The 14,971-nt window shown below is 59.9% G+C and carries 14 protein-coding genes; 3 read left to right on the top strand and 11 right to left on the bottom strand.

Features of this window, described 5'->3' with window-relative positions:
• Positions 1-18 precede the first annotated feature (18 nt).
• The 7 genes from zwf to ACJ5NV_RS09815 form a co-directional block, all read right to left on the bottom strand.
• Positions 19-1,473, bottom strand: a complete 1,455-nt coding sequence (gene zwf, locus ACJ5NV_RS09785; protein ID WP_411643494.1) for a glucose-6-phosphate dehydrogenase — start codon at positions 1,471-1,473, stop codon at positions 19-21.
• A gap of 185 nt (positions 1,474-1,658) precedes the next feature.
• The gene (locus ACJ5NV_RS09790) at positions 1,659-2,246 is read right to left on the bottom strand and encodes an HNH endonuclease (RefSeq protein WP_411643495.1); all 588 of its coding nucleotides are present in this window, start codon (positions 2,244-2,246) and stop codon (positions 1,659-1,661) included.
• 145 nt (positions 2,247-2,391) lie between these two features.
• Complete coding sequence (locus tag ACJ5NV_RS09795) at positions 2,392-3,114, bottom strand: diguanylate cyclase domain-containing protein (protein ID WP_411643496.1); 723 nt, start codon at positions 3,112-3,114, stop codon at positions 2,392-2,394.
• Between the two features lie 80 nt (positions 3,115-3,194).
• Positions 3,195-3,863, bottom strand: coding sequence for an alpha/beta hydrolase (locus tag ACJ5NV_RS09800; protein ID WP_411643497.1), 669 nt, complete (start codon positions 3,861-3,863; stop codon positions 3,195-3,197).
• A complete protein-coding gene (locus tag ACJ5NV_RS09805) occupies positions 3,860-4,489 on the bottom strand; it encodes a DNA-3-methyladenine glycosylase family protein (RefSeq protein WP_411643498.1) in 630 nt (209 codons plus the stop codon). Before ACJ5NV_RS09805 ends, ACJ5NV_RS09800 begins: the two co-directional genes overlap by 4 nt.
• Positions 4,486-5,208: a cobalt-precorrin-6A reductase gene (locus tag ACJ5NV_RS09810; protein ID WP_411643499.1), complete on the bottom strand. Its 723-nt coding sequence runs from the start codon at positions 5,206-5,208 to the stop codon at positions 4,486-4,488. Before ACJ5NV_RS09810 ends, ACJ5NV_RS09805 begins: the two co-directional genes overlap by 4 nt.
• Entirely contained in the window at positions 5,205-6,248 is a 1,044-nt protein-coding gene (locus ACJ5NV_RS09815) for a cobalt-precorrin-5B (C(1))-methyltransferase (RefSeq protein ID WP_411643500.1), read from the bottom strand. The genes ACJ5NV_RS09810 and ACJ5NV_RS09815 overlap by 4 nt, the downstream gene beginning before the upstream one ends.
• An 89-nt stretch (positions 6,249-6,337) precedes the next feature.
• Between ACJ5NV_RS09815 and cobA the strand changes: the two genes are divergently transcribed.
• Genes cobA through ACJ5NV_RS09830 form a run of 3 tightly spaced genes read left to right on the top strand, consistent with a single transcriptional unit; the run spans position 6,338 to position 9,697 of the window.
• The gene (cobA, locus tag ACJ5NV_RS09820) at positions 6,338-7,189 is read left to right on the top strand and encodes a uroporphyrinogen-III C-methyltransferase (protein WP_411643501.1); all 852 of its coding nucleotides are present in this window, start codon (positions 6,338-6,340) and stop codon (positions 7,187-7,189) included.
• Positions 7,189-8,436: a cobyrinate a,c-diamide synthase gene (locus ACJ5NV_RS09825; protein WP_411643502.1), complete on the top strand. Its 1,248-nt coding sequence runs from the start codon at positions 7,189-7,191 to the stop codon at positions 8,434-8,436. The genes cobA and ACJ5NV_RS09825 overlap by 1 nt, the downstream gene beginning before the upstream one ends.
• 43 nt (positions 8,437-8,479) lie before the next feature.
• Positions 8,480-9,697, top strand: a complete 1,218-nt coding sequence (locus tag ACJ5NV_RS09830) for an MFS transporter (RefSeq protein ID WP_411643503.1) — start codon at positions 8,480-8,482, stop codon at positions 9,695-9,697.
• 77 nt (positions 9,698-9,774) lie between these two features.
• On the opposite strand, the gene ACJ5NV_RS09835 is transcribed toward ACJ5NV_RS09830, so the two are convergent.
• The 4 genes from ACJ5NV_RS09835 to ACJ5NV_RS09850 all read right to left on the bottom strand — a co-directional run bounded on the left by ACJ5NV_RS09835 (position 9,775) and on the right by ACJ5NV_RS09850 (position 14,873).
• Entirely contained in the window at positions 9,775-10,542 is a 768-nt protein-coding gene (locus ACJ5NV_RS09835; RefSeq protein ID WP_411643504.1) for a squalene/phytoene synthase family protein, read from the bottom strand.
• Positions 10,539-12,158, bottom strand: coding sequence for a citramalate synthase (gene cimA / locus ACJ5NV_RS09840; RefSeq protein WP_411643505.1), 1,620 nt, complete (start codon positions 12,156-12,158; stop codon positions 10,539-10,541). The genes ACJ5NV_RS09835 and cimA overlap by 4 nt, the downstream gene beginning before the upstream one ends.
• A gap of 64 nt (positions 12,159-12,222) precedes the next feature.
• Positions 12,223-13,656, bottom strand: coding sequence for a cysteine--tRNA ligase (gene cysS, locus ACJ5NV_RS09845; protein ID WP_411643506.1), 1,434 nt, complete (start codon positions 13,654-13,656; stop codon positions 12,223-12,225).
• Positions 13,657-13,898: 242 nt separating this feature from the next.
• Positions 13,899-14,873: a Gfo/Idh/MocA family protein gene (locus ACJ5NV_RS09850; protein ID WP_411643507.1), complete on the bottom strand. Its 975-nt coding sequence runs from the start codon at positions 14,871-14,873 to the stop codon at positions 13,899-13,901.
• Between the last annotated feature and the right edge of the window lie 98 nt (positions 14,874-14,971).

Genomic DNA, 14,971 nt, shown 5'->3' on the forward strand with positions numbered 1-14,971 from the left:
TGCCTGCCACGGCGCGCATCAGCCTTTGATTTCGCGCCAGCGACGCCCATCGCGATGGAGCAGCATCATCGCATCTTCGGGCCCGGCAGAGCCCGCATCATACAGCTTGGGCACATCATTGCGCGCCTCCCACGCATTGATCAACGGATCGGTCCAAGCCCATGCGGCCTCGACCTCATCACCGCGCATGAACAGGGTCTGATTGCCCCGGATCACATCCATGATCAGCCGCTCATAGGCATCGGTGACCTCATGATCATCCGCGCCAAGCGCCTCGGCAAAGGTCATGTCCAGCGGCACATCAATCAGACGCATCCCACCCGGCCCCGGCTCTTTGATCGTAACCTGCAAATCCATGCCTTCATTCGGTTGCAACCGGATCGACAGGATATTGCGGTGGCGCGCTTCGTCTTCTTCAAAAATACTGTGGCCCAAGTCCTTGAAAACCACAGCAATTTCAGAAGAGCGCGCCTTCATCCGCTTCCCAGTACGCAAATAGAACGGCACGCCTGCCCACCGCCAGTTGGCGATATGGCAGCGCATCGCGATAAAGCTTTCGGTAAAGCTGCGCGGGTTTTCCACATCAGCACGATAGCCCTGACCATCGCGACCCGCATCATATTGCCCACGTACGATGTGATGGTGATCAATGGGCTGCAACGCCCTGATAACCTTTAGCTTTTCATCACGGACGGAATCCGCGCCAAATTGGCTCGGCGGTTCCATCGCGATCAGGCACAAAAGCTGCATCAGGTGGTTTTGCACCATATCGCGCATCGCGCCGGATTTGTCGTAATAGGCACCACGTCCGCCCACGCCGACCGTCTCAGCCACCGTAATCTGGATATGATCGACGTAGTGATTATTCCAAAGCGGCTCGAACAGCACATTGCCAAAGCGCACGGCCATCAGGTTCTGCACCGTTTCCTTGCCCAGGTAATGGTCGATCCGGTAGATCTGACTTTCATCGAAATGAGCAGCCAGCGTCGCGTTCAGCGCGCGGGCACTTTCCAGATCACGACCAAACGGCTTTTCAACCACGATCCGGCTGTCGGAGGTTGCAATTTTATTGCTATGCAGCCGCTCGGCCAGATCGCCAAAAAGCGACGGTGCGACGGAAAAGTAAAACGCCTGCACCACATCATGACGTACCAATGCGGCCAGTTCGGCCCAGCCGCCCTCGCCTTTGGCATCAATGGCGACGTAATCAAGGCATGCAAGAAAAGCCTGCAAGCCCTTCTTGTCCTTGGATTCTTCACCACCAAACTCGGCGACAGCATCAGCAATCATCTCGCGATAGCCATCGCTGTCCATCTCAGAGCGGGCCGCCCCGATAATCCGTGAGCCCTCTGGCATTTGCCCCGAAAGGAACCGCCGGAACAGACCGGGCAGGATTTTGCGACGGGCCAGATCGCCGGTGCCGCCAAAAATAACAAGGTCAAAAGTATCGACCGGAATGACGCGAGAGACCATGATTTACTCCGCACTCTGGATGTTTGCGTTAGCGCTAACGCTTCCTAACGCGACCAACGCGCCAAGTCTAGCACAGGAACGACCAATAGCGATTGACGAAATCCCTGAAACATCGTGTATCATCTAACGCGCCCGCGATTTGGGATCTAAGGCAACGTCAGTGGATACAGATTTTCGGTAACGCTTTAGGCCTCCAGTTCCGCATCCCAATACAGGAAATCCACCCAACTGTCATGCAGGTGATTGGGGGGAAACTTGCGACCAACATTGTGCAACTGTTCCGGCGCAGGCTGACGCGGCGGTTTACGCAGGCTCATCCCGCTGCGATGCAATGACCGCGATCCTTTGCGCAGATTGCAGGGCGAACAGGCGGCAACAACATTTTCCCAGCTGGTCACGCCGCCCGCCGCGCGTGGCACCACATGGTCAAAGGTCAGGTCCCCTTTGGCCCCGCAATATTGGCAGGCGAATTCGTCGCGCAGGAACAGGTTGAACCGGGTGAAGGCCACCCGCTTTTGCGGTTTCACGTAATCCTTGAGCACGACCACCGAAGGAATACGAATCTCTGTTGAGGGGCTGCGCACCACCTCTTCATATTCGCTGACGATATCCACCCGGTCCAACCAAGCCGCTTTGATCGCTTCCTGCCAAGGCCAAAGCGACAATGGATAATAGGACAAAGGCCGAAAATCCGCGTTCAAAACAAGCGCTGGAAAGTGCTTGAGCGCACCGGGAGCGCGGACGAAATCGGTTCGAAATTCTGTTTGCGTCATATCTCACATCCCACACGACCAAGGTGCGGGAACTGTGCAAACGCGGCGTTCCCGCAGTCCTCTTAAGTGGGACTATATATCGCGTCAGAAATGTGACAACCCCCATGATATGTGGCAAAATATTTGCGATCAGAGCAAAATATTTTCAAACGATCTTCAGGCTGTCCAGCGCAGCTTGTCGTTGCCGCGTGTGTTTCACCCGCGAAATAACCTGCTTGCCGCTGTCGAGGAGCGCCTCAACATCGCGCGTCCCGCCCGATGGGACCATCCCCACTGACACACCAGCCATGATGAACCCATCATCTGTCTGCACATGCAGGCCCTGCCCTAGTATTTCTTGGATTTCGCGCCCGATTTGCGTCGGCGCGCCGGGCAGGTAAATCACAAACCCGGCCCCCGCGACGCGCCCGATAAGATCGCAACGCCGGGTGAGTTCACGGCACCGCAACGCCATCGCCCGTGCAAGACGATCGCCGGTTGCGCGGCCGTATCGATCCGTGAGCGCACCGAAATCGTCGATATCGGCAATCAGCAACACGCCAGCCTGTGATAGCGCGCGGGACAGTTGCGGCCGAAAGCTGGCCCGCTTTGGCAAACCCGTCACCGGATCAAGCTGACTGATTCGAAGTGCGCGCGATTTGGCATGTTTGATCTTGATCCCGCTCCACAGCAGCAACATGCAGATCGGTGACCCAAAGATGACCAGCTTTTGCAGAACATCCGCAAATGACCCACTAATCGGCACGCGTATCGCGGGAAAAACCGCGACGGCCACCAGAAAACCGAACGCGATAAGGCCGCCAAGGTAAAAAACCATCGCCAGTGATCGGCGCGGGGTTGTGGCGTTTACAGTCTGTGCCTGAAACATGGCGCTTCCAACTCGGTACTACAGCTTATCGGTCACCCGATATGGCCGCAAAACCGTGTTGAAAGCGTTAATTCAGGGCATCAATTCAGCCCCAGCCTGTCGCGCATAAACGCCAGCGCGACCGACAGCCCGTCTGGGGCGATCCCATGGGCTGTGCCCTTCATGATATGGGCGTAGACCTCTTTCCAGCCGCCCTCTTGCAGGGCTTCCGCCGCCTGTGGCAGCGATTGCGGCGGCACCACATCATCTTGATCGCCATGGATCAGCAGTACGGGCGGGCGGCTGACGACCTCATCCGCCAGCAATTCAGGCTCTAGCAGGCGGCCCGAAAAGGCAACAAGCCCCGCCACCGGGTCTTCGCGCCGGGGCAGCACATGTAGCGCCATCATCGTGCCTTGGGAAAAGCCAAGCACAACAACCTGTTCCGGCAGTAAGTCTTCATCGACCATCACGCCATCCAGAAACGCATCCAGATCGGCCACAGCGCGGTTCATGCCGTCGCGCGATTCTTCCTCGGATGAGCCGTCGATCCAGGGGATCGGAAACCACTGGAACCCCATCGGCGCCCCGGCACAGCGTTCAGGCGCATCCGGTGCGATGAACAGCGTATCGGGCAGATGTTCCGCCAATGGATCGGCAAGCCCCATCAGATCGGCAGCATTGGCCCCGTAGCCATGCAGGAACACGACACAGGACCGGGTTTCGCCCGATACAGGTTCGCGCCGTTGCGCGTCGAGTGCTCGTGTCATCTTATCCCTTCCCGTTGTTTGGCCTGCTTGTAGTAGGCCCACATGATCCGCGCCGCAACCGACCGCCAAGGCGACCAATCCGCCGCCATATTGCGCAACGCGCGTTCCTTGGGCCGTTCGGGCAGGTCAAAGATCAATCGCGCGGCCTCTTGCAAGGCCAGATCACCGGGCGCGAACACATCCGCCCGGCCCAGCGAAAACATCGCGTAAATCTCTGCCGTCCATGCGCCGATCCCCGGCACGGCGGTCAATGTATCAATCACACCCGCCGTAGGCGCATCACGCAGCGCAATGTAATCAATCTCTGCCCCCGCCAAAGCATGGGCATAGCGCACCTTCGGGCGGCTTAAGCCCAGCGCGCGCAAGTCATCCGCGGTGGCCAGCGCCACGGCCTTGGGCGTGACCATCCCCGCCTCGGCCAACCTGTCCCAGATCGCGGCCGCCGACGCGACGCTGACCTGCTGGCTGACAATCGCGCTGAGCAGTTCCGCAAACCCATCCGGTTTTAATCGCAGGGGCAAGGCAGGTAACCCATCCATCGCAACAGCAAAGCGCGGCTCATGCGCGCAAAGCCAATCGACCCCTTCGGCGATGCAATCAGCCCCTTTGATCACCCGCTCAGTCACAGCGCACGGACCCACTCCATCGCGCTTTCGATACTGGCGACGTGCGGCCAATCGCCCGGCGTCGGACGCGCGATCATCAGCACAGGGATGCCCAACTGGCGCGCCGCCGTCAGCTTGGTATGGCTGGCCTCCCCACCCGCGTTCTTAACCACCAGCCAATCGACCTTCAGGCGGTCAAACAGCGCCAGCTCATCCGCGACAGAAAACGGCGGACGGCCCAACAGAAATTCGCCCCCAGCAAAGGGAAACGGCCCCTCTGGCGGATCAATCTGGCGACAGATCACGCGGCGGCCCGTTAGATTGGCAAAGCGGTCGAGCGTTTGTCGACCCGTGCCCAGAAACACGGTCGCGCCCGTGGGGATCAAAGTGGCGGCCTCTTCTTCACGGCTGATCTCTGTCCAGTTATCCCCGACTTCCGGCACCCAGCCGGGGCGCAGATATTGCAGGAACGGCAAGCCCAGCGCAGCACAGATGCGGGCAGACCGGGCGGTAATCCGATGCGCATAAGGATGGGTTGCATCCAGAACAGCGGAAATCGCATGCGCTGTCAGAAAGTCACGAAACCCGGCCTCTCCGCCAAAACCGCCCAGTCGTGTGGGGATCGGCAATGCAACCGGATCACGGGTAGCCCCGGCAAGCGATGCAATCACGTCAGCACCAGCAAGGCGCTGCGCGATGCGGCGGGCATCACCCGTCCCAGCGAGCAGTAGCAGCGTCATGCGCCAGCCCGCGCAATCACCACCCCAGCGCGGTCAATCACCACAATATCAAAGCGCATACCGCCAAATCGGGCCGAAATCGCATTCAGCGCCTGTCGCGCAACCGCATCAGCCAAAGGCGGCCCGGCCATCGTATAGGCCTCTAACGCCGTATTGGCCTGTGCCACCTCTGGCCTGCCCGCCATTTTGGCCAGCGCCGCAAAATCCACCTGACTGCGGGCAGAGTGTAAATCAACCGCCCCCTGCGCCAGTTTGGTGATCTTGCCAATGCCGCCACCGATGGTCACCCATGGCACCGGATGCTTGGCCAGATATTTCAGCATCCCGCCTGCAAAATCCCCCATGTCCAGCATGGCATGATCCGGCAGATCATAAAGCCCCTGCACCACCCGTTCCGAGGTCGCGCCAGTACAGCCCGCCACATGGGTCAGCCCATCTGCACGGGCCACATCCACCCCGCGATGGATAGAGGCGATCCAGGCCGCACAGCTGAACGGACGCACGACCCCCGTCGTGCCCAGAATGGAAAGCCCGCCGACAATCCCCAATCGCGGGTTCCACGTCTTCTGCGCAAGCGCCTCACCACCGGGCACTGAGATTTCAATCACCACATCCGGGGTCACGGCATAATCTTTGGCGACCGCAGCCACCACATCGGTCATCATCTGACGCGGCACCGGATTAATCGCTGGCTCTCCCACGCCAATCGGCAAGCCCGCTTTCGTAACCGTCCCCACCCCCGGTCCCGCACGAAACACCACACCGCCATCCGAGGTGGATACCGTCACAACAATTAACGCGCCATGTGTCACATCCGGATCGTCGCCCGCATCTTTGGTGATGCCCACACGGACCCAGCCGTCACCGGCTTCAGCCAGCGCCAAAGGAAACACCGGTGTTTCACCCTTTGGCAGTACAATCCCCACCTCTGCCGGAAAGACACCGCCCCACAGGCGCATCAACGCCGCTTTCGTGGCGGCGGTCGCACAAGCGCCCGTCGTCCATCCACGGCGTAATTCTTGGTCAGTGTCACGTGTCATCGGGCGGACTATAGGCCGATGCCGCCAATCCGCAATCCGGCGTCGCTTGGCGGCTTTCATCCGGCGGCAAAGGACGGCATAAACGCATTATGAGCAGCGATACACCTCTCCCGCCCCATAACTGGCCACAGATGCAACCCGGTTGGGTCTGGCTTTGCGGCGCAGGTCCCGGCGATCCGGGGCTTTTGACCCTGCACGCGCTGAATGCGCTGCGGCAGGCCGATGTGGTGATCTATGACGCGCTGGTGCAAGAGGCGATCCTTGATTGGGCGCCACAGGCCGAACACATCTATGCAGGCAAACGCGGCGGCAAACCTTCCGCCAAGCAACGCGATATCTCCCTGCATCTGGTAGAGCTGGCACAAGCCGGAAAACGGGTGCTGCGGCTCAAGGGGGGCGACCCCTTTGTCTTTGGGCGGGGCGGGGAAGAGGCACAAACCCTTGTGCAGCATAACATCGCTGTGCGGATCATCCCCGGCATCAGCGCCGGGATCGGCGGGCTGGCCTATGCGGGCATCCCCGTCACCCACCGCGATGTGAACCAATCCGTAACCTTCGTGACCGGGCATGACCAATCGGGCAACACACCCGGATCGCTCGACTGGGCCAGTATCTCCAAAGGCTCGCAGGTCATCGTGATCTATATGGGCATGAAACACATCGCCCAGATCGCAGATCACCTGCTGCGCGCCGGGCGCAGCACGGACGAACCGGTCGCCGTGGTCACCACCGCAACAACTGCCGATCAGCAAGTGCTTGAGACTACGCTGGGACGCATCGTCGATGATATCGCAAGCGCCGCGTTAGAGCCGCCCGCCATTATCTGCGTGGGCCGTTCGGTGCTCATGCGCCAAGTGCTCGACTGGCAAGGCATGGCCGCCGGGCACCCCCCGCGCAATCTCGACCCGCTCGGGCGCGGTCGCCCGGCCGAGTCCGCCTGATGTCATTCATCATCGCCGCGCCCGCGTCAGGCAGCGGCAAAACCACCATCACCTTGGGACTTTTGCGCGCGCTCAGCCAGGTCAGCCCTGTGCATGCCGCCAAATCCGGGCCCGACTATATCGACCCACGCTTTCACGCAGCCGCCTGCGGGCAGCCCTGTCTGAACCTCGACGCTTGGGCGATGACACCCGACCGGATCAAGGCGCTTGCAGCAGGCAACACCCCGCTGATTATCGAAGGGGCCATGGGGTTATTCGACGGGGCACCGCCAGATGGGAAAGGGGCAACCGCGGACCTTGCCCGTATCCTTGGCCTGCCCGTGGTGCTGGTCATCGACGCAGGCAAAATGGCCGGGTCCGTCGCCGCACTGGCAAAAGGGTTTATTCACCACGACCCGACCGTAAAGATCGCCGGGGTGATCCTAAACAATGTCGGCTCCGCCCGACACGAAACCATGCTGCGGCGGGCGCTGGGCGACATCACGATCTTTGGCGCTGTACCCCGCACGCCAGACCTGACCCACCCCTCACGGCATCTGGGGCTTGTCCAAGCGCAAGAGCGGCCAGACCTCGAAACCTACCTGAACAGCGCCGCGACCCTGATCCGCGAAAGCATCAACCTTGATGCGCTGTCGGCACTGGATACATACCCCCTGCCCGCACCCCACACACCAAAGCACGCGCCGCCCGCCCAACGGATCGGCATCGCGCAGGACGCGGCCTTTGCATTCGCCTATCCACATATGCTGGATGACTGGCGGGCCGCCGGGGCAGAGCTGTCGTTTTTCTCACCCCTCGGCAACGAACCGGCACCCGATGCGGATCTCATCTTCCTGCCCGGCGGCTATCCGGAACTGCACGCAGGCAGGCTGGCCGCTAACGGCGTCTTTCAAAACAGCCTGCGCAACAGCAGCGCACAGATCTACGGTGAATGCGGCGGCTATATGGCGTTAGGCGAAGCGCTGACCGATGCGGATGGGACCACCCACCAAATGGCCGGTCTGCTGCCCCTGCACACATCTTTTGCGCAGCGCAAACGGCATTTGGGCTATCGGTCGCTGCAAGCCAGCAGCGGCCCTTTTGCAGGACATTGGCAGGGCCATGAATTCCACTACGCCACGACGATCAGCGCCAAGGGCAAACCGCTTTTCACAGCGCAGGATGCAGAAGGGACCACCCTGCCCGCCATGGGGTTAATCCAAGGAAATGTCAGCGGCTCTTTCGCACATCTGATCGACCGCTGCTGAACCGGTCTTGCCAGCGGCACGATGCGCGCTTACCGATACACCCATGACAGAGATTGACGATACCCGCGCCCGGCGCAACGTAACCGTTCTGGTGCTGGCGCAGGCCATCCTTGGGTCGCAAATGCCGATGATCTTCGTGATCGGCGGACTGGCTGGCGGACAGCTTGCGCCCAACCCCTGCCTTGCCACGCTGCCGATTTCCTTCATCGTTTTCGGATCCATGACCACCGCACCCTGGCTCAGCCCGCTGATGCAGCGCAACGGGCGGCGGTTCGGCTTCTTGCTGGGGGCCTTTGCCGGGGCTATGGGCGCGCTGCTGGCCGCTTACGGGCTTTATATCGGCTCTTTCAGTGTCATGCTGGCGGGGTCCTATCTGACAGGGATCTATATGTCAGCGCAGGGATTCTACCGGTTCGCCGCCACCGATACCGCATCAGATGCATTCCGGCCCAAAGCGATTTCCTACGTCATGGCAGGGGGCTTGCTGTCCGCCGTGGTCGGGCCACAATTGAACAAACTGGTGCAGGACGCTTTCGTTGTCCCCTTCCTGGGGACCTACCTTGCCGTGGCGGCGCTGAACCTTGGGGGCATGCTGCTGTTCTTCTTTTTGGACCTGCCCAAAGGCAGCCGGAACGCACCAAAATCACCATCCGCGGCAATCAGTCGGACGCGTATGGCGCTGCTGCGCGATCCACGGATCAGTGTGGCGATTATCGTTGGCATGGTGTCCTACGCGCTGATGAACCTTGTCATGACATCAACACCACTGGCGGTGGTGGGCTGTGGGTTTACCAAAAATAACGCCAATGACATCGTTTCCGCCCACGTGCTGGCGATGTTCGCACCCTCCTTCTTCACCGGGCATCTGATCGCACGCTTCGGGGTCGAACGGGTGATCTCTGCCGGGCTGGTCCTGCTGGGCGCGGCAGGCGTGGTCGCACTCGCAGGGGTGGAGCTCAGCAATTTCTTCCTCGCGCTGATCCTTTTGGGGCTGGGCTGGAATTTCGGCTTTATCGGGGCCACCACCATGCTGGCAGGCGCACACCGACCAGAAGAGCGCGGGGTCGTGCAAGGGCTGAACGACATGATCGTCTTTGGCATGGTCACCATCGCCTCGCTTGCGTCAGGCGGGCTCATGAACTGCTCGGGCGGATCACCGGTCGAAGGCTGGAACGCAGTCAACCTCGCCATGATCCCCTTTCTGGTGCTGGCAGGCGGATCACTGATCTGGTTGGTACAACAACCACGTCAAACCACCTGACCCGACGCAGTCCCGGACTTGATCCGGGACCTCAACCAAGGTCGTGTCAGAGGTCCCGGATCAAGTCCGGGACAAAATCACTGCCACCAGCCACCCAATGCGACACGGGCAAAGCGCAACCGCTCGCGAAGCGGTGGCAGGCCCAGCGTACCGCGGGCCACCTTACCCGGATCCGCCAGCGCCTGACGCAATACCGGGCGGGCCAGATAGCCTGCCAACAGCGCAGGTGTGGCCTCCCCGCTTACCGCGCCGCGCGCCTTGCGGGCACGCTCTAACCGATCTGCCGCATTACGCAACAACACCGCCACACCCTCTGCGGACCCATCCAGCAAAGGTGTCCGCCCCCGCTCTTCCAGATCAGGGATCGCGCGCAACAGGTTCGCCACACCAACGCCATAGGCAAAGTCGCGCACTACAGCTTCCTCCGCCTGCCCCAACAGACGGGCCGCCACCCACATCAGATGGCCAGAGGTCGCATCGGCATAGCTTTCGAAATGCGCCGCATCTTCAAAGGCGTCCTTGTAAACATCCCACCGACGGGCCGCGACCAAACCATCAAGCAGGCGGGCCGCTTCAGGATCAAGGACCCCAGCCAGCTCATCCACAACCTCATGACGGCGGGGCTTGCCGCCTGTCGCGATTTCCTCCAACGCATCACGCCACCATTGCAGGCGCATCTCTGCGATCATCGGCTCTTCGGTCAGCCAAGGGGCGCGGGCCACTTCAATATTAAAGGCGTAAAGCGGGAATAACACGCGGCGCGCAGAAACCGGCGCGGCCATCGCGGCGCGAAACCGCTCCGGGTCGGCTTTTTCAACCAGCGCAGCACAGGCATTGAAACTCACACCTGCGCCCCATCCCGGATCAGTTTCCAGTTGATCGCATCCACCAGCGCATCAAAAGATGCATCCACGATATTCGCGCTCACCCCCACGGTAGACCAACGGTGGCCCTGCCCGTCTTCACTGTCGATGATCACGCGGGTCACCGCCTCGGTGCCGCCATTGGTGATACGGACCTTGAAATCGACCAGCTGCATATCGTCGATAATATCCTGATAAGGACCCAGATCCTTGGCCAGCGCACGCGACAAGGCGTTCACCGGGCCCTGATCAGACCCATCCGGACCAAGGCTTTCGCTGACGTTCAGAAACTTTTCGCCCTTCACCTTGGTCACCACCACCGCCTCGGACAAGGATACCATCTGATTACGCTTGTTGCGGCGGCGTTCGACGGTCACGCGGTAGCGTTTCACCTCGAAAAACTGCGGCATCCTGCCCAGCTCATCGCGGGCGAGCAGCTCAAAGCTGGCCTGCGCCGTGTCATAAGAATAACCCTGCGCTTCTTTCTCTTTGATCCGCTCCACGATACGGGCAAGTGCCGGATCACCTGCGGCGACCTCCAGACCTGCATCCGCCAGACGGGCGCGCAGGTTGGATTGGCCTGCCTGATTGGACATGGGCACGATGCGCGTGTTCCCGACCGCTGCGGGGTCGATATGTTCATAGGTGCTGGGGTCTTTGGCGATGGCGCTGGCATGCAGCCCGGATTTATGGGCAAAGGCCGAGGCACCGACATAAGGCGCCTGCTTGGCCGGCACCCGGTTCAGGATATCATCCAACAAGCGCGAGGCACGGCGCAACCCGGCCAGCGCATCGGGGCTAACGCCTGTCTCAAACATGCTGGCAAAGGGTTCCTTCAACAGCAACGTCGGGATCAGCGTCGTCAGATTGGCATTGCCACAGCGCTCGCCCAACCCGTTCAACGTGCCCTGCACCTGACGGCAACCGGCCAGCACAGCCGCCAAAGACCCGGCCACCGCGTTTTCAGTGTCATTATGGGTATGGATCGCCAGATGATCGCCCGGAATCCCGCTTGCAATAACCGCCGTCACAATGCTGGAAATCTCATCCGGCAAAGTGCCGCCATTGGTATCGCACAGCACGATCCAGCGCGCGCCTGCATCATAGGCAGCATGCACAGCCTCCAGCGCATACTCCGGGTTCGCCTTATAGCCGTCAAAGAAATGCTCTGCATCGAACAGCCCCTCGCGGCCCGCTGCCTTGATATGGGCGAAACTGGCACGCAGGTTCTCGGTATTTTCTTCCAGCGTAATGCCCAAAGCGGTCGTCACATGAAAATCATGGGCCTTGCCCACCAGACACACGGCAGAGGTGCCCGCATTCATCACAGCCGCCAGCACATCATCATTCTCGACCGAGCGGCCCGCGCGTTTGGTCATGCCAAAGGCCGTAAATGTCGCGCGGGTCTTGGGCGGGCTGGCGAAAAAGCTGGTATCGGTCGGGTTGGCACCGGGCCAGCCGCCCTCAATATAGTCAATCCCCAGTTCATCCAGCACTGCGGCGATCTGGTGCTTTTCATCGGCAGAGAATTGAACGCCCTGCGTCTGCGCCCCATCGCGCAGGGTGGTATCAAACAGATAAAGCCGTTCTTTCACCATCAACGCAGCCCCCAACAAAGTTTCGCAGAAACTTTGCCTTCAAACTTTCTGCGAAAGTTTGCCATCATACATCCCCCAATCGCGACGCATCAAAATCCGGGCCGGGCACCCATGTCGCCTGCCCGCCCACATCTGTCACCTGCACCCCCGCAGCATTCAGCACATCGCGCAGCTCATCCGCGCGGGCCCAATCCTTGGCGGCGCGCGCCTCGGCGCGGGCGGCCAATAAGGCATCCACCCGTGCGGCCACCGCAGGTGCCACATCCGGGCCCGCCTCGCCCCCCTCAAACATCGGGATCGCAGCCCAGTCACCAACCAGCCCCAGCATCGCCAGACCATGGGCAAACCCGGCAAGGGTCGCAGGTGTCTTGCCTTTGGACAGCACATGCAGCCGGGCCAGCGCGCCAGGCGTGTTCAGATCATTGGCCAGAACTCCCATGAACTCTGCATCTGCAACCCATTTGCCGTCAGCCTGCAACGCCGCAATCAGGTCAGGCCCAAAGCCATGACCATGCACGATGCCATACCACTTGCGCAGGGTCGCCTCTGCCTCTGCACGGCGGGTTTCGGTCCAATCCATCGTCTTGCCATAATGCGTGCCCAGCATCACGAACCGGATCACCTCACCCGGTATCCCCTGATCCAGCAGATCGCGGACGGTAAAGAAATTGCCCAGGGATTTGGACATTTTCTTGCCCTCAACCTGCAACATCTCATTATGCAGCCAGAACCGGGCGAACTCGCCTTCCGGGCAAGCGCAGGATGACTGCGCGATCTCATTTTCATGATGCGGGAACATCAGATCATTGCCGCCGCCGTGAATATCAAACGTGTCACCCAGCAGGTCCTGCGCCATGGCAGAACATTCGATATGCCAACCGGGGCGGCCATAACCCCAAGGGCTCTCCCATCCCGGCATCCCATCGCCTGACGGTTTCCACAGCACGAAATCCATCGGATTGCGCTTATACGGGGCAACTTCTACCCGTGCGCCAGCGATCATATCATCCAGTGACCGGCCCGACAGCTTGCCATAATCATCATAGCTTTCGACGGCAAACAGCACATGCCCTTCAGCCGCATAAGCATGACCGGCCTCAATCAGCCCCGAAATCATCGTCACCATCTGACCGATATAATCGGTCGCGCGTGGCTCATGTGTCGGGCGCAACACGCCAAGGGCATCCATATCATCGTGATACCAGCCGATCGTTTCGGCGGTGATATCGCCGATCTCGCGGCCCGTCTCAGCCGCGCGCGCGTTGATCTTGTCGTCCACATCCGTGAAGTTGCGCACATAGGTTACATGATCCGGACCATATTCATGGCGGAGCAAGCGAAACAGTACGTCAAACACCAGCACATTGCGCGAATTGCCCAGATGCGCGCGGTCATAGACGGTCGGCCCGCACAGGTACATGCGCACATTCGCCGGGTCGAGCGGCGTGAATTCCTCACGCCTGCGGGTCTTGGTGTTGTTCAGCCGAATGGTGGTCATGATGCCTCACGCGCAGAAGGGTTGCGCCGCGGGCTTAGCAACTTCAGTTCTGATGTGAAACGTGAAAGAGCAACCCGCGACAGATGTCAGCAGATAATAATGCAGCAAATAATGGTGCAGGTTGTCTTCATGGCGCTTTCCTAGCAGCCCACCGGCAATTTGTCCATTTAACTTTCATCGGCAGTCACCGCTGGAAGGGGCTAACCTCAACAACCCAATGGCGGCCTGTCGCCTCGGACCCTTCATAATCCGGCAAAAATCTCCCCGACCAGCTCTGTGCTCAGACGGCCGTCTTGTGCGCTGCACGGGTTTGGTGCGTCGTCCAGAAAATATCCTATGACGCGCTCGACGAAAGGTTGATGCACATGCGGCGGGTCAGGAAGGTGGATGTGCTGCGCAACACCTGCCACGGTCAGGGTGATGTCGCTCGGCCGGAAAAAGCCCATGCTGGCAGTCCCCTTATCGCCATGGATGATGACCGCTTCTTCATCCTGTGTCGCCGCGTAAGAGCACAGGCCAACGACGGTGAACCTATCATAATCAAACAGATAGCTGACAAAATCCTCTGCCGCGGACAGCTTCAAAGTGTTTTTCTTAAGGCCTTTGACATGCGCCGGTGGCCCGAACAAATAGGTCAGCCAGTCCAGCGTGTGAGTCTGCATATCGACAAAACTGCCACCCCCGCCCACGGTGGGATCGGTTTTCCAGCTTTGGCTGGCTGTATCACTGGCCAGTTTAAACTGACGCACCTCGATCAGATTGATGGTCCCGATGCTGCCCTTTTGAACGATATCGCGCAGCTTCTCGAACCGTGGCAGCGCGCGGCGGTAATAGGCCACACTTAGCTTACCGCCTGTTTCTTTCACTGCGGCTTCGATTACATCACATTCTTCTGCATTCAATGCGATTGGCTTTTCAAGCAGGACATGCTTGCCAGCCTGCAAGGCCCGCACCGCATAATCAGCATGTAAATTGGGCGGTGTCGCGATATATACGGCATTGATATCCTCATCTGCCAAAAGCACAGCCGCGTCATCCGTCCAGCGCGGGACATTGTGCCGCTTGGCATAATCCGCAGCTTTGTCACCATCACGGCGCATCACAGATATCAGGTCCGAACGTGGCGCTTTCTGTAGCGCCGGGCCGCTTTTAATTTCGGTGACATCACCGCAACCAAGAATCCCCCAGCGCACAGAACCCATTTGTTTCGGCTGCATCTATATCTCCCTCGTGTCATATCGAAATTCATTTCAAAAATGGATGCGCTGTAAATTGCAGGGCACCGATGGTCGGATAAATTCAGTTCACCCCAGTT

Source organism: Loktanella agnita (assembly GCF_046640325.1).
Classification (GTDB): domain Bacteria; phylum Pseudomonadota; class Alphaproteobacteria; order Rhodobacterales; family Rhodobacteraceae; genus Yoonia; species Yoonia agnita.

Excerpts from the sequence above, each read along its gene's own strand:
- zwf (WP_411643494.1), bottom strand. The coding sequence starts at position 1,473 with ATGGTCTCTCGCGTCATTCCGGTCGATACTTTTGACCTTGTTATTTTT.
- ACJ5NV_RS09790 (WP_411643495.1), bottom strand. The coding sequence starts at position 2,246 with ATGACGCAAACAGAATTTCGAACCGATTTCGTCCGCGCTCCCGGTGCG.
- ACJ5NV_RS09795 (WP_411643496.1), bottom strand. The coding sequence starts at position 3,114 with ATGTTTCAGGCACAGACTGTAAACGCCACAACCCCGCGCCGATCACTG.
- ACJ5NV_RS09800 (WP_411643497.1), bottom strand. The coding sequence starts at position 3,863 with ATGACACGAGCACTCGACGCGCAACGGCGCGAACCTGTATCGGGCGAA.
- ACJ5NV_RS09810 (WP_411643499.1), bottom strand. The coding sequence starts at position 5,208 with ATGACGCTGCTACTGCTCGCTGGGACGGGTGATGCCCGCCGCATCGCG.
- ACJ5NV_RS09815 (WP_411643500.1), bottom strand. The coding sequence starts at position 6,248 with ATGACACGTGACACTGACCAAGAATTACGCCGTGGATGGACGACGGGC.
- cobA (WP_411643501.1), top strand. The coding sequence starts at position 6,338 with ATGAGCAGCGATACACCTCTCCCGCCCCATAACTGGCCACAGATGCAA.
- ACJ5NV_RS09825 (WP_411643502.1), top strand. The coding sequence starts at position 7,189 with ATGTCATTCATCATCGCCGCGCCCGCGTCAGGCAGCGGCAAAACCACC.
- ACJ5NV_RS09830 (WP_411643503.1), top strand. The coding sequence starts at position 8,480 with ATGACAGAGATTGACGATACCCGCGCCCGGCGCAACGTAACCGTTCTG.
- cimA (WP_411643505.1), bottom strand. The coding sequence starts at position 12,158 with ATGGTGAAAGAACGGCTTTATCTGTTTGATACCACCCTGCGCGATGGG.
- cysS (WP_411643506.1), bottom strand. The coding sequence starts at position 13,656 with ATGACCACCATTCGGCTGAACAACACCAAGACCCGCAGGCGTGAGGAA.
- ACJ5NV_RS09850 (WP_411643507.1), bottom strand. The coding sequence starts at position 14,873 with ATGCAGCCGAAACAAATGGGTTCTGTGCGCTGGGGGATTCTTGGTTGC.